This is a genomic window from Pseudomonas sp. Os17 (genome assembly GCF_001547895.1).
GTDB lineage: Bacteria > Pseudomonadota > Gammaproteobacteria > Pseudomonadales > Pseudomonadaceae > Aquipseudomonas.
The window spans coordinates 5,855,848-5,881,097 of record NZ_AP014627.1; the positions used below are offsets into that span (position 1 = coordinate 5,855,848).

The following is a 25,250-nucleotide window of genomic DNA, read 5'->3' on the forward strand; positions in this document are numbered from 1 at the left end:
TCGAGAGAATTGAATCAATGCCGCATATTCTGATCGTCGAAGACGAAACCATTATCCGCTCCGCCCTGCGCCGTCTGTTGGAACGCAACCAGTATCAGGTCAGCGAAGCCGGCTCAGTGCAGGAAGCCCAGGAACGCTTCAGCATCCCCACGTTCGATCTGATCGTCAGTGACCTGCGCCTGCCGGGTGCTCCGGGCACCGAACTGATCAAGCTCGGCCAGGGCACTCCAGTGCTGATCATGACCAGCTACGCCAGCCTGCGCTCAGCCGTGGACTCGATGAAGATGGGCGCGGTGGACTATATCGCCAAGCCTTTCGACCACGATGAGATGCTCCAGGCCGTGGCGCGAATCCTTCGGGATCGGCAAAGCGCCGAGAGCGCAGCGCCAGATCGCCCAGCGGGCAAGGCCGGGGCGACCGCGGACAAGGCCGTTGCCGGCAACAGCAACGGTGAAATCGGCATCATCGGTTCCTGTCCGCCCATGCAGGACATGTACAGCAAGATCCGCAAGGTCGCGCCGACAGACTCCAATGTCCTGATCCAGGGCGAATCCGGCACCGGCAAAGAGCTGGTGGCCCGGGCGCTGCACAACCTGTCCAAACGCGCCAAGGCGCCGATGATCTCGGTGAACTGCGCTGCCATCCCGGAAACCCTGATCGAATCCGAACTGTTCGGCCACGAGAAAGGCGCCTTCACCGGCGCCAGTGCCGGTCGTGCCGGCCTGGTGGAAGCGGCAGACGGCGGCACCCTCTTCCTTGACGAAATCGGCGAGCTGCCGTTGGAAGCCCAGGCCCGCCTGCTGCGCGTCCTGCAGGAAGGCGAGATCCGTCGGGTAGGTTCGGTGCAGTCGCAAAAAGTCGACGTGCGCCTGATAGCAGCGACTCACCGCGACCTGAAGAGCCTGTCGAAAATCGGCCAGTTCCGTGAAGACCTGTACTACCGCCTGCACGTGATCGCCTTGAAACTGCCAGCCCTGCGCGAGCGGGGGGCCGACGTCAATGAAATTGCCAACGCCTTCCTGGCTCGACAGAGTGCGCGCATCGGTCGTTCGGACCTGAGGTTCGCCGCCGACGCCGAACAGGCGATCCGTCATTACTCCTGGCCGGGGAACGTGCGTGAGCTGGAGAACGCGGTCGAGCGTGCGGTGATCTTGTGCGAAAGCCCGGAGATCTCAGCTGACCTGCTGGGCATCGATATCGAATTGAGCGACCTGGAAGACGACGACTTCGTCGGCCTGGCGCCACAGCCGGGTAACACCAGCCACGAACCTACGGAAGACCTTTCCCTGGAGGACTACTTCCAGCATTTCGTTCTTGAGCACCAGGACCACATGACCGAGACCGAGCTGGCACGCAAGCTTGGGGTCAGCCGCAAATGCCTGTGGGAGCGGCGCCAGCGTCTGGGCATCCCGCGCCGCAAGAGCGGGGTCGCCAGCGAAAGCTGAACCGAGGCTGTCGAATGTGCGGGTGACATTCGACAAAATGCAAAAAACTGTTACCCACATCATTGGACGTAACAAAAGCCGGGGCTAAAGGTAACGAAGCCCCGGTTTTTTTTCGTCTGAATAAGAGTGCCACAGGCTCCTAACCCCTTGTTTTACTGGGGATCGCAAAAGTTGGCACGGCACCTGCTATACGTTTGGTACAAGAACAATAACAAGCAATGCACAAGACAATAAAAATAAGACGAATCGACTCACGCACAATAAAAACAACACGGCGGAGGCGCAGCTAACTGATTCTTTTGGAGAGGCGTTGTATTTGGGGCTTGCCCCACAACCAGGCCGAGAACAACAAAAACTGCCCTAAGGCAGAGCCTGAACTGGTTGGATCGAAAGGTCATTGCAACTCAGCGATCAAAGCAATCCGTTTGCTCTTGGCTCCCGATTGGGAGCGTCACACTGGGTAAACCAGGTGACGAGGGCGATCAACAAAAACAAGAAGCCCAAAACCAATAATAAAAATAGAGCACGCAACTATTCTGGGGGAGCTTCGGCTCCCCTTGTGGTTTGTGCAATTCGTATCCCCCCCGACGAAACCCTCACCGCCCCGGTAACACGCGGTTTTGGGCAGACCTACACAAGTCGCGGCAGCTTCCTACACCATCCTTCGACTAAATGCTAGAATCCCGGCCCATCATGCGGTCATTCTTCGTTTTGGCCGAACATTCCTTCAAACAGTGCATCCCATGCTGAAGAAGCTGTTCCAGTCATTCCGTTCTCCCTTGCGTCGTACGCAACACCAACGCAGCACCCCTGAAGTGCTCAATAGCAGCCAACATTCGCTGCAACGTGCCCAATTCAGCCGGTATGCGGTGAATATCGTCGAGCGCCTGCAGAACGCCGGCTACCAGGCTTACCTGGTGGGTGGCTGCGTGCGCGACATGCTGCTCAACATCACCCCCAAGGACTTCGACGTCGCCACCAGCGCCACACCGGAACAGGTCAAGGCCGAGTTTCGTAACGCGCGGATCATTGGCCGTCGTTTCAAGTTGGTGCACATTCACTTCGGTCGCGAAATCATCGAGGTCGCGACCTTCCGCGCCAACCACCCGCAGAACGACGACGAGGAGGACAGCAACCAATCCTCCCGCAACGAAAGCGGGCGAATCCTGCGGGACAACGTCTACGGCACCCTGGAAGAAGATGCGCAACGCCGTGACTTCACCATCAATGCCCTGTACTACGATCCGGTCAGCGAGCGCATCCTCGACTACGCCAATGGCGTACACGACATTCGCAACAACCTGATCCGCCTGATCGGCGATCCTCGCCAGCGCTACCAGGAAGACCCGGTGCGGATGCTGCGGGCCGTGCGCTTCGCGGCAAAACTGAACTTCGGTATCGAAAAGCACACCGCGACGCCGATCCGTGAACTGGCGCCCATGCTGCGGGAGATCCCCTCGGCGCGCCTGTTCGAGGAAGTGCTCAAGCTGTTCCTCTCCGGCTACGCTGCCGACACCTTCGAAATGCTGGTGGACCTGCAACTGTTCGATCCGTTGTTCCCGGCCAGCGCCGAAGCCCTGGAATACAACCCGACCTACACCCACACGCTGATCAGCGAAGCGCTGATCAACACCGACTTGCGGATCAAGCAGAACAAGCCGGTGACCCCAGCCTTCCTGTTCGCCGCCCTGCTCTGGCCGGCCCTGCCGGCCCGGGTGCTGCGCCTGCAGGAACGTGGCATGCCGCCAATCCCGGCCATGCAGGAAGCGGCTCACGAGCTGATCGCCGAACAGTGCCAGCGCATTGCCATTCCCAAGCGCTTCACCATGCCGATCCGCGAGATCTGGGACATGCAAGAGCGCTTGCCGCGCCGCAGCGGCAAGCGCGCCGACCTGCTGCTGGATAACCCGCGTTTCCGTGCCGGCTACGACTTCCTGCTGCTGCGGGAAAGCGCCGGTGAGCAGACCGATGGCCTGGGTGAATGGTGGACCGATTACCAGGACGCCAACGATGCCGAACGTCGGGACATGATCCGCGAACTGAGCGGCAAGGAAGATGCCAGCGGTGCCCCTCGCAAACGCCGGCGCAGCAGCGGCGCCAAGCGCAAGCGTGCCGGCGGCTCCAACGCTTCGGGCGAATAGTGGATGGAACGTATCTACATCGGCATGGGCAGCAACCTGGCTGCCCCTGAAGAGCAACTGCGCAGCGCCGTCGAGGCCCTGGCGCAGTTGCCCGACAGCCAACTGCGCGGCGTCTCGGCCTTCTATCAAAGCGACTCCCTGCTTCCGGGCCAACCGCGCTACACCAATGCCGTGGCGGCGCTGGACAGCAACCTCGAACCCCTGGCGCTGCTCGATGCCCTGCAGGCGATCGAAAACCAGCAGGGGCGCGAGCGCAACGAGCGCTGGGGGCCACGCACCCTGGACCTGGACATCCTCCTGTTCGGTGACCGTCTGCTCGACGAACCCCGTCTCAAGGTGCCTCATTACCACATGCACGCCCGCCCCTTTGTCCTCTATCCCCTGGCGGAACTGGCCCCTGCCGAGTTGCGGCTGGCCGATGGGCGCAGCCTCAAGGCACTGCTCGACGCTTGCCCATTTGTCGGCCTGGAACGCCTGGCCTGAGGGCTGAAACGGATCAGTAACGGCGGTAACACTCGCGGCGTAACAAGGCGGTAACACATCTAATTGACTTCCCGAGTCCTCATCACGACTATAGGCGTCCCGTTGCCGCCATCCCGGCGTTAAAGGGCGCAATTCAAGCGAGGCTTGTTCGCGGCGACCCCAGGAAACGTTAGGCCAAGGCGCTTGTGCAACGGCGGTGGCACCCGCTGGTACAGAGCACCTTCTGGGCACAGAATGATGTGCGCAAGAGCGCCAAGACGAGTCCCGGCCGCACTTTCAAATCGCTTGGAACCAGGCTGTATAAGCACGACAAAAGACCGTGCGCCTGAAAAACGAAGAATCACGCGCGTTACTCGCAGTAGTTTCCAAAGCGCCTGAAATGAGGACCCCTTTTCATGCCAGACATCACTCTGACCACCCTGCAAAGCCTCAAGCAGAAAGGTGAAAAAATCACCATGCTGACCTGCTATGACGCGACCTTCGCCCACACCTGCTGTGAGGCCGGTGTCGAAGTCCTGCTGGTAGGCGACTCCCTGGGCATGGTGTTGCAAGGGCACGACAGCACCCTGCCCGTCAGCAACGCCGACATGGCCTATCACGTCGCAGCGGTCAAACGCGGCAACAACGGGGCACTGATCCTCGCCGACCTGCCTTTCATGTCCTACGCCACCCCCGAACAGGCACTGAGCAGTTCCGCCCAGCTGATGCAGGCCGGCGCGCACATGGTCAAGATCGAAGGCGCGGCCTGGCTGGCCGAATCGGTACGCCTGCTGAACGAACGCGGTGTTCCGGTGTGCGTGCACATGGGGCTGACGCCACAGACCGTGAATGTCCTGGGCGGCTACAAGGTCCAGGGGCGCAACGAGAGCCAGGCGCGGCAGATGCGTGCCGACGCCATTGCCCTGGAGCAGGCCGGTGCGGCCATGTTGCTGCTGGAATGCGTGCCCAGCGAGCTGGCGGCGGAAATCACCCAGGCGGTGAAGATCCCGGTGATCGGCATCGGTGCCGGCAGCGCCACCGACGGCCAGGTGCTGGTGCTCCACGACATGCTGGGCCTGTCCCTCAGCGGTCGCTCGCCCAAGTTCGTGAAAAACTTCATGGCTGGCCAAGACAGCATCCAGGCGGCCTTGAGCGCCTACGTCGCAGAAGTCAAAGCCGTTACCTTTCCAGGCGCCGAACACGGGTTCTCCGCATGAATACAGTTAAAACCGTGCGCGAATTGCGCGCAGCGGTCGCTCGCGCCCGCAGCGACGGCAAGCGGATCGGCTTCGTGCCCACCATGGGCAACCTGCACAGCGGCCACGCCGCACTGGTGGCCAAGGCCGCTCAGCGCGTGGATTTCGTGGTGGCCAGCATCTTCGTCAACCCGCTGCAATTCGGCGCCGGCGAAGACCTGGACAAGTACCCGCGGACCCTGGCTGCCGATCAGGAAAAACTGCTCGAAGCCGGCTGCCATCTGCTGTTCGCCCCCAGCGTCGAAGAAATGTATCCCGACGGCATGGCCGGACAGACCCGGGTCAGCGTGCCGCAACTGTCCGAGGGCCTGTGCGGTGCCAGCCGTCCCGGCCATTTCGAGGGCGTGGCCACGGTGGTCAGCAAGCTGTTCAACATGGTCCAGCCCGATCTGGCGGTATTCGGCCAGAAGGACTACCAGCAACTGGCCGTCATTCGCGCCCTGGTGCATGACCTGAACATGCCAATCCAGATCATCGGTGAACCGACCGTACGCGCCGATGACGGCCTGGCGCTGTCCTCGCGCAACGGTTACCTGAGCCCGGAACAGCGTGCCATCGCCCCGGCGCTGTACCGGAGCCTGCAGCAGATTGCCCAGGCCATCCGCGGTGGCGAACGCGATTATCCGAAGCTGCTGGCCGAGCAACAGCAGCAACTGGAAGACGCCGGCCTGCGCCGGGACTACCTGGAAATCCGTCACGCGAAAAACCTGTGTCCCGCCACCGCCGAAGACCGCGATCTGGTGATTCTGGTCGCAGCGTATCTGGGCTCCACCCGTCTGATCGACAACCTGCATCTGGACCTCGATACACCGGCATAAGCACCTGATTGCCCGAACCCCAACCTTCGGGCAAACTGCCGCCGGCTGGGGCCTGCAGCCAATACTGCAAGCCCCGTTCGAGGACCCGACCGAGGAATGTCCATGCATGCCATCTTGCCCAAGGTGCAACCGAGCGGCTCAAGCTTCAACCACCCCGGTTGCGGATGCTCCCCCGGTGATGCACTGGACCTTGCCAGAACCGGGCTCCCGGCCCAGGCCAGCCGATTCCCCCCCTATTATTCCCACTGAAAACCCCTTTGCCGCCCTGATTGGCTGCGCAAGTACAAAATAGTACCGGCCACAAGTCGGACAAAGCCAAGACAGAACAGCACGCCGGGGTTACTGTTATCGCCCTGGGTGATTAATCGAATCAGCACAGGGCTGAGCGAACGAGGTCCTCGGGACCATGCAGGACGTTCCAGGCTTTTCAGTGTCCAAAAGGCAGTTCAAGCAAAAGGAAAACCGCAGCGATGGCGTACTACCGCACTCCTCACGACGTTACCGCTCTGCCCGCCTGGCAAGCGTTGAAAGACCACCGCCAAGCCATGCAGGATTTCAGCATGCGCGAGGCGTTCAATGCCGATCCACAGCGCTTCAGCCAATTCACCCTGAGCAGCTGCGGACTGTTTCTCGATTACTCGAAGAACCTGATCACCAGCCAGACCCGCGACCTGCTGGTGAACCTGGCCAAGGAAGTCGGCCTGGCCGATGCCATCAAGTCCATGCTCACCGGCGAGCTGGTCAACGCCTCCGAAGGCCGTCCGGCCCTGCACACCGCGCTGCGCCGTCCGGTTGGCGACAAGCTGTCGGTGAACGGCGTCAACGTGATGCCGGAAGTGCACAAGGTACTGAACCAGATCACCGAGCTGGTGGGGCGCATCCACGACGGCCTGTGGCGCGGCTACACCGAGAAGCCCATCACCGACGTGGTGAACATCGGCATCGGCGGCTCCTTCCTCGGCCCGGAACTGGTATCCGAAGCCCTGCTGTCCTACGCCCAGAAAGGCGTGCGCTGCCACTACCTGGCGAACATCGACGGCAGTGAGTTCCATGAGCTTTCGGCGAAGATCCGCGCGGAAACCACACTGTTCATCGTGTCCTCCAAGTCCTTCAATACCCTCGAAACCCTGAAGAACGCCCAAGCAGCGCGGGCCTGGTATCTGGCGCAAGGCGGCTCCGAAGCCGAACTGCATCGCCACTTCATCGCCGTGTCGAGCAACAACGCCGCGGCGGTGGCCTTCGGGATTCGCGAAGAGAACATCTTCCCGATGTGGGATTGGGTCGGCGGGCGCTACTCGCTGTGGTCCGCCATCGGCCTGCCGATCGCCCTGGCCATCGGCATGTCCAACTTCAAGGAACTCCTGTCCGGTGCCTACACCATGGACCAGCATTTCCAGAGCGCGCCGTTCGAACAGAACATGCCGGTGCTGCTGGCCCTGCTGGGGGTGTGGTACGGCAACTTCTGGGGCGCGCAAAGCCACGCGATCCTGCCGTACGACCACTACCTGCGCAACATCACCAAGCACCTGCAGCAGTTGGACATGGAGTCCAACGGCAAGAGCGTGCGCCAGGACGGCACGCCGGTGGCCACCGACACAGGCCCGGTGATCTGGGGCGGCGTCGGTTGCAACGGCCAGCACGCTTATCACCAGTTGCTGCACCAGGGCACCCAGCTGATTCCGGCCGACTTCATCGTGCCGATCGTCAGCTTCAACCCGGTGGCCGACCACCATCAATGGCTGTACGCCAACTGCCTGTCCCAGAGCCAGGCACTGATGCTGGGCAAGACCCGCGCCGAAGCCGAGAGCGAATTGCGCGATAAGGGCCTGAGCGAAGCCGACGTGGCCAGGCTGGCGCCGCACAAAGTCATCCCCGGCAACCGCCCGAGCAACACCCTGGTGGTCGAGCGCATCAGCCCGCGGCGCCTGGGCGCCCTGGTGGCGCTGTACGAACACAAGGTCTTCGTGCAAAGCGTGGTCTGGGGCATCAACGCCTTCGACCAGTGGGGCGTAGAGCTCGGCAAGGAGCTGGGCAAAGGCGTCTACAACCGCCTGGTCGGCAGCGATGAAACCCTGGCCGACGACGCCTCGACCCAAGGCCTGATCAACTACTTCCGCGGTCGTCACCGCGGCTGATCAGCATTTCCTGCCCCGGGAGCCGCCACGCCGGCTCCCGTCCGGGCCCCTCTTGAACCTTCCTGACACTTGTGCGCAACCTTATGACTTGTCGCAAAACAAGAATAAGGAACCGTCATGTTCGATATCAGCACTTTTCCCAAAGCCGATGCCGTCCGCCGGGCGGCACAAATGAGTCAGGACGACTACCAGCACCTCTACCGTCAATCCATAGAACATCCGGACCAGTTCTGGGCCGAGCAGGCCAAGCGCTTCCTGCACTGGAGCAGCCCGTGGGACAGCGTGCACAGGCATGACATGCGCACCGGCGAGGCCAGTTGGTTCAGCGGCGGCCAGCTCAACGTCAGCTACAACTGCATCGATCGTCATCTGGAAAAACGCGGCGATCAGGCCGCCATCCTCTGGGAAGGCGACAACCCCGCCGACTCCAAGCGCATCACCTACAAAGCACTTCACGGGCATGTCTGCCGCCTGGCCAACGTGCTGAAAAGCCGCGGCGTGAAGAAAGGCGACCGGGTGTGCATCTACATGCCGATGATTCCCGAAGTGGCCTACGCCATGCTTGCCTGCACCCGGATCGGCGCCGTGCATTCGGTGGTGTTCGGCGGCTTCTCACCGGAGGCTCTGCGCGACCGGATTCTCAATGCCGACTGCCGCACCGTGATCACCGCCGATGAAGGCGTGCGTGGCGGCAAATGGGTCCCGCTGAAGAACAACGTCGACAAGGCCCTGCTCAGTTGCCCCGATGTCAGCAGCGTGGTGGTGGTCGAACGCACCGGCAGCCCGGTGAACTGGGTAGAAGGTCGCGACATCCATTACGAACAGGCCGTGGCCGCGGCCAGCGACCAGTGCCCCGCCGAACCGATGGACGCCGAAGATCCGCTGTTCATCCTCTACACCTCCGGCAGCACCGGCAAACCCAAGGGCGTGCTGCACACCACCGGCGGCTATCTGCTGCAGGCGGCCATGACCTTCAAGTACGTGCTGGACTACCGTGATGGCGAGATCTTCTGGTGCACCGCCGACGTCGGCTGGGTCACCGGCCACAGCTACATCCTCTATGGCCCCCTGGCCAACGGTGCGACCACGCTAATCTTCGAAGGCGTACCCAACTACCCCAGCACCTCGCGTTTCTGGGAGGTGGTGGACAAGCACCAGGTCAACATCTTCTACACCGCCCCCACCGCCTTGCGAGCGCTGATGCGCGAAGGCAGCGACCCCGTGCAGCGCACCTCCCGCAGCAGCCTGCGGCTCTTGGGCAGCGTCGGCGAGCCGATCAACCCGGAAGCCTGGGAGTGGTATTTCAATGTCGTGGGCGAGCAGCGCTGCCCGATTGTCGATACCTGGTGGCAGACCGAGACCGGCGGCATCATGCTCAGTCCCCTGGTCAGCGCCCGACAGGTCAAACCCGGCTGCGCCTCGACCCCGATGTTCGGCGTACAACCGGTGCTGCTGGACGACCAGGGCAAGGAGATCCAGGGCGTCGGCAGCGGCATCCTGGCGATCAAGGCCAGCTGGCCGGCGCAGATCCGCGGCGTCTACGGCGATCCCAAGCGCATGGTCGAAACCTACTTCGCGCCTTACCCCGGCTACTACTTCACCGGCGACGGCGCCCGGCGCGACGAGGATGGCAGCTACTGGATCACCGGACGCATCGACGACGTGATCAACGTCTCCGGGCACCGCATCGGCACCGCCGAAGTGGAAAGCGCGCTGGTGCTCCACGACAGCATCGCCGAGGCCGCCGTGGTCGGTTACCCCCACGACCTCAAGGGCCAGGGGATCTACGCCTTCGTCACGCCCATGCAGGGTGTCGAACCCAGCGAGGAACTGAAAAAGGAACTGCTGGCCCTGGTCAGCCGCGAGATCGGCAGCTTTGCCAAACCGGAGCTGATCCAGTGGGCCCCGGCCCTGCCGAAAACTCGCTCGGGCAAGATCATGCGGCGTATCCTGCGCAAGATCGCCTGCAACGAGCTGGACACCCTGGGCGACACTTCGACCCTGGCGGACCCCTGCGTGGTGGAAGGCCTGATCGACAAGCGCCTGAACGCTTGAGACCGGCGCGGCCAAGGCCGCGCCCTTTTTTCACTCTCCGCACCGAGCTGTCATGGAATTCATTCGCAGCCGTATCGAAAGCCAGGTCATGAGCCTGTCCGGCCTCTCGCTGGGCCAACTGGATCTGGAAAACCCCAAGGGCGACCCCGGCCTGTTCGGGCCGGGATCGGTCAGTTGGCAGGTGCACGCCGACTTCAGCAGCATGCTGATCGGCGGCATCAGCGCCCTGTTGTTGCAGGCCCTGCATCCCCTGGCCCTGGCCGGAGTCTGGGACCATTCGAATTTTCGCCAGGACATGATTGGTCGTCTGCGCCGCACCGGGCAGTTCATTTCCGGCACCACCTTCGGCTCCCGTCAGGACGCCGAGTGGCTGATCGACAAAGTGCGCAACATCCACCTGCACATCGTCGGCACCGCCCCGGATGGCCGCCCTTATGCCGCCAGCGATCCGGACCTGCTGACCTGGGTGCATGTGGCGGAAGTCAGCAGTTTTCTCGCCGCGCACCTGCGCTACCTCAACCCTCGCCTGTCCGGGGCTGACCAGGATCGCTACTACGACGAGATCGCCCTGATTGCCGAACGCCTCGGAGCCCGGGACGTGCCCCGCTCACGGCGGGCAGTCGCCGATTACCTGCAAGCCATGCGTCCACAGCTGCTGTGCGACGAGCGCAGCCACGAAGTGCTGCGTCTGCTCCAGGCCGCCCCCGCCCCCAGCCGACTGGCCAAGCCCTTTGGCTCACTGATGATGCAGGCCGGTATCGACCTGTTGCCGGACTGGGCCAGCGCCATGCTCAAGGTCAATCAGAACCCACTGCAGCGCCAGTTGATTCGCGCCAGTGTCAAACGCAGTACGCCGATGCTGCGCTGGGCGGTGCGCGACAGTTCGGTGCACCGGGCAAAACGGCGCATGGGCCTGTAGAAACACGACCGCTCAAGCACAACCCGACCGGCCGGTTCGCGATTGGCCGGTCCCAGGGCTTGTGTGCAACCATGATTTCCCCAATTTCAGGCGCCTGCACCGGTCGCTCCACGAGCCCGCACCTTCACGGGCCCCTCCCCCCCTAACCAGAGGATTCGAGCATGCAAGAGGTTGTCATCGTTGCCGCCACCCGTACCGCCGTGGGCAGTTTCCAGGGCTCCCTGGCGGGCATTCCCGCCGTTGACCTGGGCGCCGCGGTGATCCGCCAGCTGCTGGCCCAGACCGGCATCGACCCGGCCCAGGTCGACGAAGTGATCATGGGCCAGGTGCTCACCGCCGGCGCCGGGCAGAACCCCGCACGCCAGGCCGCGATCAAGGCCGGCCTGCCCCACGCCGTGCCTGCCATGACCCTGAACAAGGTCTGCGGCTCCGGCCTCAAGGCCCTGCACCTGGCCGCCCAGGCCATCCGCTGCGGCGATGCCGAGGTGATGATCGCCGGCGGCCAGGAAAACATGAGCCTGTCCAACTACGTGCTGCCCGGCGCCCGCACCGGTCTGCGCATGGGCCACAGCCCGATGATCGATACCATGATCAGCGACGGTCTGTGGGACGCCTTCAACGACTACCACATGGGCATCACCGCCGAGAACCTGGTGGACAAATACGCCATCAGCCGTGAAGCCCAGGACGCCTTCGCCGCCGCGTCCCAGCAAAAAGCCGTGGCCGCCATCGAGGCCGGGCGTTTTGTCGACGAGATCACCCCGATCCTGATTCCCCAGCGCAAGGGCGAGCCGCTGAGCTTCGCCACCGACGAACAACCGCGCCCCGGCACCACCGCCGAGGCCCTGGCCAAGCTCAAGCCGGCGTTCAAGAAAGACGGCACGGTGACCGCAGGCAACGCCTCGTCGCTGAACGATGGCGCCGCCGCGGTCATGCTGATGAGCGCCAGCAAGGCCCGGGCCCTGGGCCTGCCGGTACTGGCCCGGATCGCCGCCTACACCAACGCCGGGGTCGACCCGGCGATCATGGGCATCGGCCCGGTGTCGGCCACCCGCCGCTGCCTGGACAAGGCCGGCTGGACCCTGGACCAGCTGGACCTGATCGAAGCCAACGAAGCCTTCGCCGCGCAATCGCTGTCGGTAGGCAAGGAACTGGAATGGGATGCGAGCAAGGTCAACGTCAACGGCGGCGCGATTGCCATCGGCCACCCGATTGGCGCGTCGGGCTGCCGGGTGCTGGTGACCCTGCTGCATGAAATGCTCAAGCGCGATGCCAAGAAAGGCCTGGCGACCCTGTGCATCGGCGGCGGCCAGGGCGTGGCACTGGCCATCGAACGCTAACCACGCGCCCCTCCCCCCGCCCCCCCTGTAGGAGCTGGCTTGCCAGCGAAGGCGTTCGTAAGCGCGTCTTCGCCAGCAAGCCGGCTCCTACAGAAGGCGGGACGCTGGTAGACTGCGGCGCCTTACTCCTCTCCTCCAAGGCGCCCTGCATGTCTTCCTTGAATCAGGCGCTGCGCGCCGCCCTCGTTCACCGCCAGGAACTGCTCGCCGAGCTGCATCAGCAAGGCACCGACTGCTACCGTCTGTTCCATGGCAGCCAGGAAGGTGCGGGAGGCCTGGCCATCGACCGCTACGGCCCTCAACTGCTGGTGCAAAGCTTTCACCAGACGCTGGAACGCGACGACCTGCTGCAATTGCACGACACCATCAATCAGCAGCTGAACCTGTCGACCCTGCTGGTCTACAACGACCGCTCCCGAGGCAACTCGCGCATCGATCGCGAAGACAGCGTGTACCGCGCCGAAGAGCCGGCCCTGCAAGACCTGATCGGACACGAGTGGGGGCTGAATTACCGGGTCCGTGGTCGCCATGCCGGACAAGACCCATTGCTGTTTCTCGATCTGCGCAACGCCCGCGGTTGGGTCAAGCAGCACAGCGCCGGAAAGAGCGTGCTCAATCTGTTTGCCTATACCTGCGGCGTCGGCCTCAGCGCCGCAGCCGGTGGTGCCCGGGAGGTGTGCAACCTGGACTTCGCCGAAGGCAACCTGGCGGTGGGTCGGGAGAACGGCCGGCTCAACCCGCATCTGCCCGACATGCAGTTCGTGCAGTCGGACTACTTCCCGGCGATCCGCCAGTTGGCGGGCCTGCCCATCAGCCAGCGACGCGGACAGAAACTGCCTGGCTACCCCCGTCTGGAGCAACGCCAATATGACCTGGTGCTGCTGGACCCGCCGGCCTGGGCCAAGAGTGCGTTCGGCACCGTCGACCTGCTGCGCGACTACCAGAGCCTACTGAAGCCGGCGCTGCTGGCCACGGCCGAAGACGGTGTGTTGATCTGCTGTAACAATCTGGCCAAGGTGCCGATGTCGCAATGGCGCGAGCAAGTGTTGCGCTGTGCCGAAAAGGCCGGGCGCCCGGTGCGCGATTGCCAGGTCCTGGCACCTGCCGCGGACTTCCCTTCCCATGACGGCCAGCCGCCGTTGAAAACCCTGATCCTGCAACTTTGATCGAGCGCAGGAAATCTGAATATTCCTGAAGACTGGATGGGTTTCGGAACCGTAAACGCGTGCCATACTCCAAGGCACTTCCGATTCAGATAGATGAAGCCTCGCATGACCAAAGGATTGATTCGCGCTCTTTGCGCCTTGTTGACCGCTCTCGCCCTTTACAGTCTGCTGGGCTTTCTGATTCTGCCGGGCATCGCCTTGCGGGTGGCCAATCAGCAACTGGCCAACTACGCCACGACCCCGGCCCATATCCAACGCATCGAACTCAACCCCTTCAGCCTGGAGCTGACCGTCTGGGGCCTGAACATCGGCGAGCCGGGCAAGGAGCAGGTGGCCTTCGAACGCCTCTACGCCAACCTGCAACTGGACAGCCTGTGGACCCGCGCACTGCATCTGGCAGATGTCGAGCTGGACCAGCCCAAGACCGAAATCCTCTTTGACAAGGACGGCAAGCTCAACCTCCTGGCTCTGTTCAAGCTGCCCGCCAGCGAGCCGACCCCGAGCGATCCCAACGCCAAACCGTTTCCGGTGCGCATCGAGCGCATCAAGCTGGCCGGCGGCTACCTGCACTTTCGGGACCTGCGCCCCAGCGAACCCATCGAGTTCATCTACAACAAGCTCGATTTCGAACTGAAGAACCTCAGCACCCTGCCAGACGACAGCGCCGACATGACCCTGGTCGCCACTGGGCCCGAAGGCGGACAGATCGACTGGCGCGGCAACTTCAGCGTCATCCCGCTGACGTCCCAAGGCACCCTGAAGGTCAGCGACGGCAAGATGAAAGCCTGGTGGCCCTACGTGCGCGACGCAGTGCCACTGGTCCTCGAAGACGGGGTGGTCAACCTCAGTACCCATTACACATTCAGCCTGGCCAAGGAAACAGAGCTGCTGCTGGACAACACGTCCATCAGTGTCGCGCCCTTCGCCATCAAGGCTCCGGATGGACGGCCACTGGCGCGCCTGGAGCGGCTGGAGGTGAGCGAAACCACCGTGGACCTGGCCAAGCAGCAGGTGATCGTCGGCAAGATCCGCAGCCAGAAGCTGGAAACCTGGGCCGCCCTTGAAGCCGATGGCCAGCTCGACTGGCAGAAACTGTTTGCCAGCCAACCCGCCAAGCCGGCGCCCAAGCCACAACCGGCCGCCGCCGATTCCCCCAAGGATCCTGCACCAGCCGGCAAGCCCTGGCAGGTGCTGCTCAAGGACGTAGAGCTGCGCAATTACCAAGTGCACCTGGCCGACCGCAAGGCCAAGCCGGCCGTGGCCCTGGATGTGGGCCCACTGAACCTCGACCTGAAGAACTTCGACAGCCTCAACCAGTCGCCTTTCAGCCTCAAGCTCGATACCGGCCTGGGCAAGCAAGGCAAGGTCACCGCCAGCGGCGAGGTCAATCTCAACCCCATCACCGCCAAGCTCAAGGTGCAGACCAAGGACATCGACCTGCGGATCGCCCAGTCCTACATCAGCCCCTTCATTCGCCTGGAATTGCGGAGCGGCATGCTTGGCAGCGACCTGGCCGTGGACCTGAAGAAAGTCGAGCCGCTGACTTTCAGCATCACCGGCCGCGCCGAAGTGGACCAACTGCACACCCTGGACACCCTCAAGACCCGCGACTTCGTCAAGTGGAAGCAGGTGGTGGTCGAAGGCCTGAACTATCAGCACGGTGACAGCCTGAGCATCAGCCGGGTCAACCTGATGCAGCCCTATGCGCGCTTCATCATCAACGATGACCGCACCACCAATATCGACGACCTGCTGATTCCACAACCGGCAGGCGCGGGCGGAAAACCCTCGGGCAAATCCGCCCCCGGCTCCAGCAAGCCGCTGGGCATCCACATTGGTGAAATCGCCATCAATGACGGTTCGGCCAACTTCGCCGACCTAAGCCTGACGCCCAACTTCGCCACTGCCATCCAGCAACTCAACGGGCATGTCGGCACCATCGACAGCCGGCAGGCCAAACCGGCGGAAGTCGACGTCAAGGGCAAGGTCGACCGCTACGCGCCAGTGACCATCAAGGGCAGCGTCAACCCGTTCGATCCAATGGCCGCCCTGGATATCGCCACCAGTTTCAAACGGGTGGAGTTGACCACCCTGACCCCCTACTCCGGCAAGTTCGCGGGCTTCCGCATTCGCAAGGGCCGGCTCAACCTCGACCTGCACTACATGATCACCAAGGGCCAGCTCAAGGCCGAGAACAAGCTGGTGGTCGAGCAGTTGCAGTTGGGCGAGAAGGTCGACAGCCCGGATGCCGTGGACCTGCCGATCCGCCTGGCCGTAGCCTTGCTCAAGGACACCGACGGCAAGATCTCCATCGAATTGCCGATCTCCGGCGACTTGAACAACCCGCAGTTCAGCGTCATGCCGATCGTCTGGCAGACCTTGCGCAATCTGGTGCTGCGCGCGGCCGAAGCGCCCTTTAAGTTCATCGGCGGCCTGATCTCCGGTGGCGGTTCGGAAGACTTGAGCAACGTTTCCTTCGCACCCGGTTCCAGCGAGCTGAGCAAAGAGTCGGAATCGGCCCTGACCACCCTGGCCAAGGCCCTCAAGGAACGTCCGACCCTGCGCCTGGAAATCGAAGGCACCAGCGCCCAGAGCAGCGACGGTCCATTGATCGCCGAGCAGCGCCTGGAGCGGGAATACCAGTACAACTACTACAAGATCCTCCAGCGCCGCGGCGACAAGGTTCCGGCCCAGGCGTCCCTGCTGCAGGTTCCCGAAGGCGAGAAGGCACCGTTGCTGGAAGGCATCTACCGTACCCGCCTGAAGCAGCAGCCTCCGGCGGAATGGGCGCAGCTCAGCCGCGACGAACGCAGCGCCAAGCTGCGTGAAGGCCTGATCAAGTTCTGGAGCGGCAGCGACGTTCTGCTGCGCCAGCTGGGCCAGGAACGAGCCAGCAGCATCAAGGACTTCCTGGTGGACAAGGGCCAGTTGGCCGACGACCGCGTTTACTTCATCGATGCCAACCTGGGCCAGGCCGAGAGCGACGGCAAGGTGATCACGCCGCTGCATCTGGACAGCGAATAAACTGCGCCCGGCGACGCCGTCGGGTCCACAACAAGCCCCCCACAATAGAACAGGCCCCGACACGCAGTGCCGGGGCCTGTAATGATCACATCCTTGTGATCTTCCGCATGAACTCATGAAAGAAGCGGCAGCCGTACCATTGGGCCCGTCTGCCGCTTCCTCTCCCTGTCCAGGCGAGAAGCTGGAGTCTTACTCGGCTTTCAGGCCGTCAGCGGAGACTGCCTTGACGCCTTTGATTTTCTTGGTGATTGCCACGGCAGTGGCCTTCTGCGCTTCGGTGATCGCGACGGTGGACGACAGCGACACCACGCCCTTGTTGGTTTCGACCTTGATGTCGGTGCCAGGAATGCCTTTCTCGGTAACCAGATCGCTTTTCACTTTGGTGGTGATCCAGGTATCGGAAGTCGCCTCTTTGGCCTTGGTCACTTCACCGGCAGCCACAACCATGGGCGACTGGGTGCCTTGAGTAGTCTGCGCAAAAGCTGCGTTAGCCATGGTCAGGGTCAGAGCGGTAGCAGTTGCAGCAGCGATAGCAAACTTCTTCATACGAATAACTCCTGTTCTTTTAGAAAGCCTGCTCCGAGTCCTGGCAGCAGGGTTACTGGGGATGTTGCAGGTGCTGTGCCAAGTCTGAAGACCATAATTATTCGTTATAAAACAATAACTTAAAGAAAATCCAAAAAATCGGCAGCATGCAAAATGCACGACGGCTCGACAATCTGCATGCAAGTTGCGGTTTTTTCCCGGAGCAATCCGAGCGGCCCGCGCCGAAACGCCAGGTCAGGCTTCAAGCGTCCTGCGCCATGCAGCCCTTGGGCGCATAATCGGCCTCCACCGTGGTGCTGCAAGTCCATCCGGAAGCTGCGGAGCGGGTCAGCAGCAGGGTCTTGTTCAGCACCGCTCCCGGCGCATTGAGGATGGTGCAGCCAATGCTCCCTTCACCGGAGGCCGCTGTGCCACCGACGCTCACCCGGCAGTTGGAGGTCTGGGCCGAGCCTCCAATCAAGGCCAGGGTCGGGTCGGTCCCCTGGTTCAGCAGGTCCTCGACATTCACCTTGAGCGCCGAGACCTCGGCTAACGCGGCAATTACCTTGGCCCGGGCCTGATACTGGGCGTACAGCGGCATCGCCACCATGGCGAGAACGCCAATGATGGCCACCACCACCAGTAATTCGATCAGGGTAAAAGCGGATTGATGTTTCATGGATGTGCCTCCTGGCAATGATGCTCTGTGGATCGTCAGCAAGACTTGAAGCATTCCCTGTGCCAGGGCCCGACCCACGGAATCCGCGGCCTGCAGAGGTGATAGCCCTTGGCCTTGAGCGCAAGAAGTCGCACAAACTGACAAATTTCGTCAGCTCGTGACCCTGTCCGACAGGCACCCGGCAGCTAGGCTTCAACAGGTGCCGCCGGCCGGAGCGTCCCAACCGCGTTTGCGCCCAGACCACATCCGCGGTCGCGGATCATCGATCAGCCGTTCGATGACCCTCCTGACCAGACTCCTCCACTGCCCAAGGATCGAAGCATGGCGGCAAAAGCTCCCACGACGAGTGTCTATCTCTGGCACGGCATCGACGGCCAGGGCCAGGTGATGCACGGCGAACTGAGCGCTGCCAACCCGGGACTGATCAGGGCCCGGTTGCGCAAGCAGGGCATCACCCCGACCCGGGTGCGCCGCAAGCCAAGGGCCTGGCCTCGACTGGGCCAAGGGATCAGCCCCCGGGAGATCGCCCTGTTCACTCGCCAACTGGCCACGTTGATGCAGGCCGGGGTGCCGCTGCTGCAGGCCTTCGACATCATTGCCGAAGGCTTTGAACAGCCCCTGATGCGCCAGCTGCTGGCCAGCCTCAAGCGCGAAATCGAGGCCGGTTCCAGCCTGGCGAGCGCACTGCGCCGGCATCCACGCCACTTTGATGCGCTGTACTGCAACCTGGTGGATGCCGGCGAGCAGGCCGGGGCCCTGGACACGCTGCTGGAACGTGTCGCGACCCACAAGGAAAAGAGCGAAAACCTCAAGACCCGGGTAAAGCAAGCCATGGTCTATCCGCTGGCGGTGATCGGCGTGGCAGTCGTCGTCAGCAGCATCCTGTTGCTCAAAGTGGTTCCCCAGTTCCAGAGCCTGTTCGCCGGGTTCGACGCCGAGTTGCCGCCGCTCACTCAATGGGTGATCAACCTCTCCCAGGTGCTCCAGCGCCACGGCGGACTCTTGCTCGCCGCCAGCCTGCTGGTCGGTGTCGGCCTGATCCAGGCCTATCGACGCTCGGCACGCCTGCGGGACACGGTGGATGTGGGGCTGCTGCGCTTGCCCCTGGCCGGCCCCTTGCTGCAAAAATCCGCCGTGGCGCGCTATGCCCGAACCCTGGCGACCACCTTCGCTGCCGGGGTGCCCCTGGTGCAGGCTCTGGACTCGGTGGCCGGAACCAGTGGCAATCGGGTCTTCAAGCAAGCGGTGGAGCGCATTCGCCAACAGGTGGCCAGCGGCATGCAATTGCACTTTGCCATGCGCGCCAGCGGGGTCTTCCCCGGCATGGCGGTCCAGATGACCGCCATCGGTGAAGAGTCCGGAACCCTGGACCACTTGCTGGAAAAGGTCGCGACCCACTATGAAGTCGAGGTGGACCACCTGGTGGACAGCCTGACCCGTCTCATGGAGCCGTTGATCATAGTGCTTCTGGGCAGTATCGTCGGCGCCCTGGTGGTGGCCATGTACCTGCCTGTCTTTCAACTCGGTACAGCGATCTGAACATGTCCTTGACTGAAGTCCTGACCCTCTACCCCCTGGCTTTCGTGTTGGCCGCCCTGATACTGGGGCTGCTGGTCGGCAGCTTCCTCAATGTGCTGGTGTGGCGCCTGCCGAAGATGCTCGAGCGCGACTGGCGCGCCCAGGCCCACGAAGTGCTGGGGCTGCCCCCGGAGCCGGCAGGGGCGCCCTATAACCTGCTGCTGCCCCATTCCCAGTGTCCGCATTGCACACAGCCAATCCGCCCCTGGGAGAACATTCCCCTGCTCAGCTATCTGTGCCTGCGGGGCCGTTGCCGCCATTGCAAGGCCGCCATCAGCCCCCGCTACCCGCTGACCGAGCTGGCCTGCGGGTTGATCTCGGCCTTCGTTGCCTGGCACTTCGGCTTCGGCTGGCAGGCGGGCCTGTTGCTGATCCTCAGCTGGGGGCTGATCGCCATGAGTCTGATCGATGCCGATCACCAACTGCTGCCCGACGTACTGGTGTTGCCGTTGCTGTGGCTGGGACTGATCGCCAACAGCTTCGGGCTGCTGGTCAGCCTGGGCGATGCCCTGTGGGGGGCGGTACTCGGCTACCTGAGCCTGTGGTCGGTGTTCTGGCTGTTCAAGCTGCTGACCGGCAAGGACGGCATGGGGCACGGCGACTTCAAGCTGCTGGCGATGCTGGGAGCCTGGGGCGGGTGGCAGGTGCTGCCGCTGACCCTGCTCCTCTCCTCACTGGTGGGCGCCATCATCGGCACCCTCATGCTGCGCCTGAACCGGGCCAAAACCTCGACGCCGATCCCCTTTGGCCCTTTTCTGGCCATTGCCGGCTGGATTGCCTTGCTCTGGGGTGGTCAAATGACCGACTTCTATCTGCAGGCTGTCGGCTTCCAATGACTCGCTCCCCTCACACACCCTGGACTCTTGGCCTGACCGGCGGCATCGGCAGTGGCAAAAGCGCTGCCGCCCAGCATTTCATCGACCTGGGCGTGCATGTGATCGATGCCGATCACGCCGCACGCTGGGTGGTGGAACCCGGGCGCCCGGCCCTGGAACAGATTGCCCGCCACTTTGGCCAGGGCGTGCTACAGGCCGATGGCCAACTGGATCGCGCCGCGTTGCGCACGTTGATCTTCGAGATCCCCGAGCAACGGCGCTGGCTGGAAGCGCTGCTGCATCCGCTGATCGCCGAGGAGATTGCCAAGCATCTGGCCCGCGCCGAATCGCCCTATGCGATTCTGGTGTCACCGCTGTTGATCGAGTCGGGCCAGTCACGGATGACCCAGCGGATCCTGGTGATCGATGTGCCGCAACAGTTGCAGATTGAACGCACCCTGCAACGGGACCGGACCAGCGAACAGCAGGTCCGGGCGATTCTCCAGGCCCAGGCCAGCCGGGAGGAGCGCCTGCGTCACGCCGACGATGTACTGGTCAACGACCGCGACCAGGCCTGGTTGCGCAGCGAAGTCGAGCGCCTGCATCACTTTTACTTAACTTTGCGTGGAGGCCAGTCATGAGCCAACCCCTGACCGTCGAATGCCCAACCTGTGGCGCCCCCGTGGAATGGACCGCGGCCAACACCAATCGGCCATTCTGTTCCGACCGTTGCAAACTGATTGACCTGGGGGCCTGGGCCGCCGAGGAACACAAGATTCCGGTGAGCCCGGATGCCGAGGACGAACTGTTCTCGGAAGAACTGCCGCCCCGCGCACACTGAGTGCTCAAGCCGACGCCGGTCAGGGCCGCATGAAACTGTAGTCCTGATCGTCGTCGAGGTTCTCCGCGAGGAACTGCAGTTCGTCTGCCAGATCCTCGATGCTGCGCACGCTCTTGCTCTGCTGCACCACCGCGCTGAGCAGCGCCCGCAGGCTCAAGCCCGGTTCAAACCCTTCCTGCTGGGCGCTGTGCAGGCTGTCGCGCACTTCCTGCCGGGCCCACTGATAGACACTCATGACCGCACTCCTGGGATTTTTGCCGAGCATGCAGCGGGGCCCCAGGCTCGGCGTTGATATGGATCAAGAGCGCGGATCCTCGTCTTTCCAGGGCGCCGAGAGGTAGCGGGTGCGATTGAAGGTTTCCAGCCATTCCGGGCAAAACACCACCAGGGCACTGATCACCATGCCGTTGATGAACGCCTCGGGAAAGATGATCAGCCACAGGTAACCGACGAAATCCTCCAGCCACTCGGGCATGGCGAAACGCTCGTCGAACCACAAAAGCCCCAGCGCGCAGAGCAGGCACAGCAGCGCCGACAAGGCCGCGGCAAAGAAGCCCGAACAAAAGATATAGACGAAGGGGTTGCGCGGCTGGGCCCGTTCCACCAGCCAAGCGCAGGCTTCCGTAACCGCCACCGGCAGCAGGATCAACAAGACCCCGTTGACCCCCAATGCCGCCAGATCCTGGCGGCCCAGGGCCAGCAGCCCCAGTTGCGCGATCAAGCCCCCCACGATCGCCAATGGCCAATCCAGCAGCAGGGTCACCGCGGTCATGCCGATGAAGTGATAGGACACGCCGGTGTCGAAGTCCCGACGCACCAGCCACAGCAGAAACAGGGCAAATACCGTACCGAACAACAGATGCTGACGGCGGCTGTCGGTGAACAGCTCGACCCACGGCGCTCGCAACACCGCCCAGGCCAGCACCGGGACATACAGGAGCCACCCGATGCTCAGGCTTTCCGGCGACAGCAGCGCCGCGCTGATCATGGCTGGATGTTCTCCAGCGCTGCCTTCAATTGCTCGACCGTGTCGAACTCGTGCCGGGACACCAGTTGGCCATCCTGCAATTGCAGCCACAGGACCTTGTCCTCGGCAGCGGGGTAACGCGAGGCCACGCGCCCTTCCCGATCGAGCATCACCCGGTAGGGATAATCACGCATGGCAGGGACCGCGAACATCTTGGCGATCAGCGCCGGCATGCGCTGGATATCCGCGACAAACACCCCATGACGCGCCTGCAGATAATCCTTGGGCTTGTCCTTGAGCGCGCCGTTCACCACCTTGGCCGCATCCATACCGCGAGCCACCAGCAGGAACCGCGCCTGGGAGTCGAGGCTGTAGGCTTGATCGAATTGATCCAGCAAGGTCCAGGGGGCCAGACGCTCACCGATTTCCAGGGCCTGGGCCCACAGAGGCAACAGGCTCAGCAACAGAATTGACCAGGGTTTCACTGCACACTCCTAAATCGAGGGGGAGGACGGCGAACAGTCTACACCGCCCTTGGCCGGGCTCCAGCAAGCGCGCCTGCGGCCCCCTGATCAAGGTTTTTCCGGAAGCCTGCTGCTAAAGGTCATATTTGGGCGCTAAGCTTGAAGTTATGGATGACTCAGATTTTTTGCGCCTGCTTACCATCCAGGCCGAACAAGCCAACGCGTTCCTGTCCAATGCCCGCAAATGGGAGCGTGAGCGTTGGGTCTGCCAGCGCCTGCTGCAAGGCCTGAACATTCCCTATCGCAATGACGAATTCACCGCCGCCGGCCAAGAGCCGCCAGATGTGTTGTTTCGCGAGGCCAGCTTCGAGGTGTTCTTCGTCCTCGATGAGGGCCGCCGTCTCAACGACGAATGGCGCGATGAACTGCAGCGGCGGCGCAGTGCGTTTTCCCTGAGCCAGCTGGTGCGCCGCGAAGCCAAGCCCAAACGCATCCCGGCCAACGAACTGTTGCTGCGCCTGGGGCCAACCCTGCGCAAGAAAGCTCACAACTACAAGGAACGCGGGATGAACCTCGGCGAGCTGGACATCATTGCCTTCGCCGCCCTGAAGCGTGAGGTGCTGGATCTGAACAGCCACTTCCCGCCGCCCACCGAATACCTGCGCCAGGGCTGGCGCTCACTGTCCCTGGTGGGGCCGACCTTCGCCCGGGTGCTGTTTGCCCATCCCGACGCACCGGAGTTCCTGCGCAGCAATCTGGGGCGCAGCATCCTCTTCGACGTCGGCATCAGTTTGTAACGGTCGTCAATCCGCCATGCGTGGGCATGGCGCATTACCCCCCGGCAATGGTAAAAAAGCGTCCTGCCTGCCAACGCCGGGACCTCGTCATCGCCCCCCGCACGGCAGCGGCTATGCTCGACTCATGCCCGATTGCATCGCGCTGTAACATTCCCCTGTGTTGCGACGTCTACCTGACGAGGCCCTTTATGAGCAGCCGCCTGAACCCCGACGACCAACGCCATGTCGAAGAATATCTGCAACTGCCCCAGCACCGAGTCGAGCGCCGGCCCTTCCGGCCGTGGACGCTCCTCGTGGTGGTGGTTGCGGTGACCGTCGCCCTCGGCCTGTTGAGCCGTTTTATCAGTTACCTGACGCTATGAGCCGCTTCGCGCTCGCTCGGTTGACTGCACCGATTTCTTTTAGCCTTGCGAGATATCCCCATGACTCATCGTATTGTCATCGTTGGCGGCGGCGCCGGCGGCCTGGAGTTGGCGACCCGCCTGGGTAAGACTCTGGGCAAGCGCGGCACCGCCAGTGTGATGCTGGTGGACGCCAACCTGACCCATATCTGGAAACCCCTGCTGCACGAAGTGGCCGCCGGCTCGCTGAACTCCTCCGAAGACGAACTCAACTACGTCGCCCAAGCCAAATGGAACCACTTCGAGTTCCAGCTGGGGCGCATGAGCGGGCTCGATCGTCAAAGCAAGAGAATCCAGCTGGCGGCAACCTATGACGAAGCCGGTGTGGAACTGCTGCCAGCCCGGGAACTGGGCTACGACACCCTGGTGATTGCCGTGGGCAGCACCACCAACGACTTCGGCACCCAGGGCGCAGCCCAGCATTGCCTGTTCCTCGACACCCGCAAACAGGCCGAACGCTTCCACCAGCAGTTGCTCAACCACTACCTGCGGGCTCACGCCGGGCAGACCGATGCCGTGGAACAGATCAGCGTGGCCATCGTCGGCGCCGGAGCCACCGGCGTGGAACTGGCCGCCGAACTGCATAACGCGGCCCATGAGCTGGCGGCCTATGGCCTGGATCGTATCCAGCCGGAGAACATGCACATCACCCTGATCGAAGCCGGACCACGGGTACTCCCGGCCCTGCCCGAGCGCATCAGCGGCCCGGTGCACAAGACCCTGGAGAAACTCGGGGTCAAGGTTCTGACCAATGCCGCGGTCAGCGAAGTGACCGCCGAGAGCCTGATCACTGCCGACGGCCAGACCATTCCCGCCAGCCTCAAGGTCTGGGCGGCAGGCATTCGCGCGCCGGGTTTTCTCAAGGACATCGACGGCCTGGAAACCAACCGCATCAACCAGCTTCAGGTCCTGCCCACCTTGCAGACCACCCGCGACGAGAACATCTTCGCCTTCGGTGACTGCGCCGCCTGCCCGCAACCGGGCAGCGACCGCAACGTGCCGCCCAGGGCCCAGGCTGCGCATCAGCAAGCGTCTTTGCTGGCCAAGTCGCTGAAGCTGCGTATCGAAGGCAAGGACCTGCCGACCTACAAGTACACCGACTACGGCTCGCTGATCTCGCTGTCACGCTTCTCGGCGGTGGGCAACCTGATGGGCAATCTCACCGGCAGTGTGATGCTCGAAGGCTGGCTGGCGCGGATGTTCTACATCTCGCTGTACCGCATGCATCAGATGGCGTTGTACGGAGTCTTCCGCACGGCGATGCTGATGCTCGGCAGCCGCATCGGACGCGGCACCGACCCACGCTTGAAGCTGCACTGAGTCCCCGCGTGTCCCTGGCCCCCCGCTACGCAATGTAGCGGGGGGCCAGTCTTCGATGCTGCTCGCCTGGATCGCCAGCGCCCTGGCTCCTGGGGCGGCGCG

Annotated in this window: 23 protein-coding genes; 18 read left to right on the top strand and 5 right to left on the bottom strand. The window is 63.0% G+C overall.

Features of this window, described 5'->3' with window-relative positions:
• The first annotated feature begins 17 nt into the window (after positions 1-17).
• The 11 genes from POS17_RS25870 (at position 18) to POS17_RS25920 (ending at position 16,761) form a co-directional block, all read left to right on the top strand.
• A complete protein-coding gene (locus tag POS17_RS25870) occupies positions 18-1,445 on the top strand; it encodes a sigma-54-dependent transcriptional regulator (RefSeq protein WP_060841126.1) in 1,428 nt (475 codons plus the stop codon).
• Positions 1,446-2,188: 743 nt separating this feature from the next.
• The gene (locus POS17_RS25875) at positions 2,189-3,586 is read left to right on the top strand and encodes a polynucleotide adenylyltransferase PcnB (protein WP_060841127.1); all 1,398 of its coding nucleotides are present in this window, start codon (positions 2,189-2,191) and stop codon (positions 3,584-3,586) included.
• Between the two features lie 3 nt (positions 3,587-3,589).
• On the top strand, positions 3,590-4,069 hold the full coding sequence (gene folK, locus POS17_RS25880) for a 2-amino-4-hydroxy-6-hydroxymethyldihydropteridine diphosphokinase (RefSeq protein ID WP_060841128.1): 480 nt from the start codon (positions 3,590-3,592) through the stop codon (positions 4,067-4,069).
• A gap of 395 nt (positions 4,070-4,464) precedes the next feature.
• Positions 4,465-5,265 carry a 3-methyl-2-oxobutanoate hydroxymethyltransferase gene (gene panB / locus POS17_RS25885; RefSeq protein WP_060841129.1) on the top strand — a complete coding sequence of 267 codons (801 nt, stop codon included), beginning with the start codon at positions 4,465-4,467 and terminating at the stop codon, positions 5,263-5,265.
• Positions 5,262-6,122, top strand: coding sequence for a pantoate--beta-alanine ligase (gene panC, locus POS17_RS25890; protein ID WP_060841130.1), 861 nt, complete (start codon positions 5,262-5,264; stop codon positions 6,120-6,122). The genes panB and panC overlap by 4 nt, the downstream gene beginning before the upstream one ends.
• A 470-nt stretch (positions 6,123-6,592) precedes the next feature.
• Positions 6,593-8,257 (top strand): glucose-6-phosphate isomerase, encoded by a 1,665-nt coding sequence (gene pgi, locus POS17_RS25895; RefSeq protein WP_060841131.1) that lies wholly within the window; start codon positions 6,593-6,595, stop codon positions 8,255-8,257.
• Between the two features lie 117 nt (positions 8,258-8,374).
• Positions 8,375-10,312 (top strand): acetate--CoA ligase, encoded by a 1,938-nt coding sequence (acs, locus tag POS17_RS25900; protein WP_060841132.1) that lies wholly within the window; start codon positions 8,375-8,377, stop codon positions 10,310-10,312.
• 52 nt (positions 10,313-10,364) lie between these two features.
• Positions 10,365-11,231, top strand: a complete 867-nt coding sequence (locus POS17_RS25905; protein ID WP_060841133.1) for an oxygenase MpaB family protein — start codon at positions 10,365-10,367, stop codon at positions 11,229-11,231.
• 161 nt (positions 11,232-11,392) lie between these two features.
• Complete coding sequence (locus POS17_RS25910; protein ID WP_060841134.1) at positions 11,393-12,571, top strand: acetyl-CoA C-acetyltransferase; 1,179 nt, start codon at positions 11,393-11,395, stop codon at positions 12,569-12,571.
• 149 nt (positions 12,572-12,720) lie between these two features.
• Complete coding sequence (locus POS17_RS25915; RefSeq protein WP_060841135.1) at positions 12,721-13,737, top strand: class I SAM-dependent rRNA methyltransferase; 1,017 nt, start codon at positions 12,721-12,723, stop codon at positions 13,735-13,737.
• Positions 13,738-13,842: 105 nt separating this feature from the next.
• The gene (locus tag POS17_RS25920) at positions 13,843-16,761 is read left to right on the top strand and encodes a DUF748 domain-containing protein (RefSeq protein WP_060841136.1); all 2,919 of its coding nucleotides are present in this window, start codon (positions 13,843-13,845) and stop codon (positions 16,759-16,761) included.
• Positions 16,762-16,950: 189 nt separating this feature from the next.
• On the opposite strand, the gene POS17_RS25925 is transcribed toward POS17_RS25920, so the two are convergent.
• Together POS17_RS25925 and POS17_RS25930 are read right to left on the bottom strand one after the other, a co-directional pair.
• Positions 16,951-17,307, bottom strand: a complete 357-nt coding sequence (locus POS17_RS25925) for a BON domain-containing protein (RefSeq protein WP_060841137.1) — start codon at positions 17,305-17,307, stop codon at positions 16,951-16,953.
• 241 nt (positions 17,308-17,548) lie between these two features.
• Positions 17,549-17,965, bottom strand: a complete 417-nt coding sequence (locus tag POS17_RS25930) for a pilin (protein WP_060841138.1) — start codon at positions 17,963-17,965, stop codon at positions 17,549-17,551.
• A gap of 321 nt (positions 17,966-18,286) precedes the next feature.
• Here POS17_RS25930 and POS17_RS25935 point away from each other — a divergent pair, with 321 nt between their 5' ends.
• Genes POS17_RS25935 through yacG form a run of 4 tightly spaced genes read left to right on the top strand, consistent with a single transcriptional unit; the run spans position 18,287 to position 21,199 of the window.
• Positions 18,287-19,504, top strand: coding sequence for a type II secretion system F family protein (locus tag POS17_RS25935; RefSeq protein WP_060841139.1), 1,218 nt, complete (start codon positions 18,287-18,289; stop codon positions 19,502-19,504).
• Positions 19,505-19,506: 2 nt separating this feature from the next.
• On the top strand, positions 19,507-20,379 hold the full coding sequence (locus tag POS17_RS25940; protein ID WP_060841140.1) for a prepilin peptidase: 873 nt from the start codon (positions 19,507-19,509) through the stop codon (positions 20,377-20,379).
• A complete protein-coding gene (gene coaE / locus POS17_RS25945; protein WP_060841141.1) occupies positions 20,376-20,999 on the top strand; it encodes a dephospho-CoA kinase in 624 nt (207 codons plus the stop codon). The genes POS17_RS25940 and coaE overlap by 4 nt, the downstream gene beginning before the upstream one ends.
• Positions 20,996-21,199: a DNA gyrase inhibitor YacG gene (gene yacG / locus POS17_RS25950; RefSeq protein WP_060841142.1), complete on the top strand. Its 204-nt coding sequence runs from the start codon at positions 20,996-20,998 to the stop codon at positions 21,197-21,199. The genes coaE and yacG overlap by 4 nt, the downstream gene beginning before the upstream one ends.
• Before the next feature lie 19 nt (positions 21,200-21,218).
• Here the strand turns inward: yacG and POS17_RS25955 are convergent, their stop codons facing one another.
• The 3 genes from POS17_RS25955 to POS17_RS25965 form a co-directional block, all read right to left on the bottom strand.
• Positions 21,219-21,434 carry a hypothetical protein gene (locus POS17_RS25955; RefSeq protein WP_016968161.1) on the bottom strand — a complete coding sequence of 72 codons (216 nt, stop codon included), beginning with the start codon at positions 21,432-21,434 and terminating at the stop codon, positions 21,219-21,221.
• Positions 21,435-21,497: 63 nt separating this feature from the next.
• Positions 21,498-22,187 carry an energy-coupling factor ABC transporter permease gene (locus tag POS17_RS25960; protein WP_016968160.1) on the bottom strand — a complete coding sequence of 230 codons (690 nt, stop codon included), beginning with the start codon at positions 22,185-22,187 and terminating at the stop codon, positions 21,498-21,500.
• Positions 22,184-22,651, bottom strand: a complete 468-nt coding sequence (locus POS17_RS25965) for a hypothetical protein (RefSeq protein ID WP_060841143.1) — start codon at positions 22,649-22,651, stop codon at positions 22,184-22,186. The genes POS17_RS25960 and POS17_RS25965 overlap by 4 nt, the downstream gene beginning before the upstream one ends.
• 146 nt (positions 22,652-22,797) lie before the next feature.
• On the opposite strand from POS17_RS25965, the gene POS17_RS25970 reads away from it, so the two are divergent.
• The 3 genes from POS17_RS25970 (at position 22,798) to POS17_RS25980 (ending at position 25,148) form a co-directional block, all read left to right on the top strand.
• Positions 22,798-23,427: a DUF1780 domain-containing protein gene (locus POS17_RS25970; protein ID WP_060841144.1), complete on the top strand. Its 630-nt coding sequence runs from the start codon at positions 22,798-22,800 to the stop codon at positions 23,425-23,427.
• A 188-nt stretch (positions 23,428-23,615) separates the two neighbouring features.
• Positions 23,616-23,789: a DUF3094 family protein gene (locus POS17_RS25975; protein ID WP_060841145.1), complete on the top strand. Its 174-nt coding sequence runs from the start codon at positions 23,616-23,618 to the stop codon at positions 23,787-23,789.
• Positions 23,790-23,849: 60 nt separating this feature from the next.
• On the top strand, positions 23,850-25,148 hold the full coding sequence (locus POS17_RS25980) for an NAD(P)/FAD-dependent oxidoreductase (RefSeq protein WP_060841146.1): 1,299 nt from the start codon (positions 23,850-23,852) through the stop codon (positions 25,146-25,148).
• Positions 25,149-25,250 lie beyond the last annotated feature (102 nt).

Excerpts from the sequence above, each read along its gene's own strand:
- POS17_RS25870 (WP_060841126.1), top strand. The coding sequence starts at position 18 with ATGCCGCATATTCTGATCGTCGAAGACGAAACCATTATCCGCTCCGCC.
- POS17_RS25875 (WP_060841127.1), top strand. The coding sequence starts at position 2,189 with ATGCTGAAGAAGCTGTTCCAGTCATTCCGTTCTCCCTTGCGTCGTACG.
- POS17_RS25960 (WP_016968160.1), bottom strand. The coding sequence starts at position 22,187 with ATGATCAGCGCGGCGCTGCTGTCGCCGGAAAGCCTGAGCATCGGGTGG.
- POS17_RS25905 (WP_060841133.1), top strand. The coding sequence starts at position 10,365 with ATGGAATTCATTCGCAGCCGTATCGAAAGCCAGGTCATGAGCCTGTCC.
- POS17_RS25935 (WP_060841139.1), top strand. The coding sequence starts at position 18,287 with ATGGCGGCAAAAGCTCCCACGACGAGTGTCTATCTCTGGCACGGCATC.
- acs (WP_060841132.1), top strand. The coding sequence starts at position 8,375 with ATGTTCGATATCAGCACTTTTCCCAAAGCCGATGCCGTCCGCCGGGCG.
- yacG (WP_060841142.1), top strand. The coding sequence starts at position 20,996 with ATGAGCCAACCCCTGACCGTCGAATGCCCAACCTGTGGCGCCCCCGTG.
- panC (WP_060841130.1), top strand. The coding sequence starts at position 5,262 with ATGAATACAGTTAAAACCGTGCGCGAATTGCGCGCAGCGGTCGCTCGC.
- pgi (WP_060841131.1), top strand. The coding sequence starts at position 6,593 with ATGGCGTACTACCGCACTCCTCACGACGTTACCGCTCTGCCCGCCTGG.
- folK (WP_060841128.1), top strand. The coding sequence starts at position 3,590 with ATGGAACGTATCTACATCGGCATGGGCAGCAACCTGGCTGCCCCTGAA.
- POS17_RS25955 (WP_016968161.1), bottom strand. The coding sequence starts at position 21,434 with ATGAGTGTCTATCAGTGGGCCCGGCAGGAAGTGCGCGACAGCCTGCAC.
- coaE (WP_060841141.1), top strand. The coding sequence starts at position 20,376 with ATGACTCGCTCCCCTCACACACCCTGGACTCTTGGCCTGACCGGCGGC.
- POS17_RS25925 (WP_060841137.1), bottom strand. The coding sequence starts at position 17,307 with ATGAAGAAGTTTGCTATCGCTGCTGCAACTGCTACCGCTCTGACCCTG.
- POS17_RS25970 (WP_060841144.1), top strand. The coding sequence starts at position 22,798 with ATGGATGACTCAGATTTTTTGCGCCTGCTTACCATCCAGGCCGAACAA.
- POS17_RS25915 (WP_060841135.1), top strand. The coding sequence starts at position 12,721 with ATGTCTTCCTTGAATCAGGCGCTGCGCGCCGCCCTCGTTCACCGCCAG.
- POS17_RS25930 (WP_060841138.1), bottom strand. The coding sequence starts at position 17,965 with ATGAAACATCAATCCGCTTTTACCCTGATCGAATTACTGGTGGTGGTG.
- panB (WP_060841129.1), top strand. The coding sequence starts at position 4,465 with ATGCCAGACATCACTCTGACCACCCTGCAAAGCCTCAAGCAGAAAGGT.
- POS17_RS25920 (WP_060841136.1), top strand. The coding sequence starts at position 13,843 with ATGACCAAAGGATTGATTCGCGCTCTTTGCGCCTTGTTGACCGCTCTC.
- POS17_RS25980 (WP_060841146.1), top strand. The coding sequence starts at position 23,850 with ATGACTCATCGTATTGTCATCGTTGGCGGCGGCGCCGGCGGCCTGGAG.
- POS17_RS25910 (WP_060841134.1), top strand. The coding sequence starts at position 11,393 with ATGCAAGAGGTTGTCATCGTTGCCGCCACCCGTACCGCCGTGGGCAGT.
- POS17_RS25975 (WP_060841145.1), top strand. The coding sequence starts at position 23,616 with ATGAGCAGCCGCCTGAACCCCGACGACCAACGCCATGTCGAAGAATAT.
- POS17_RS25940 (WP_060841140.1), top strand. The coding sequence starts at position 19,507 with ATGTCCTTGACTGAAGTCCTGACCCTCTACCCCCTGGCTTTCGTGTTG.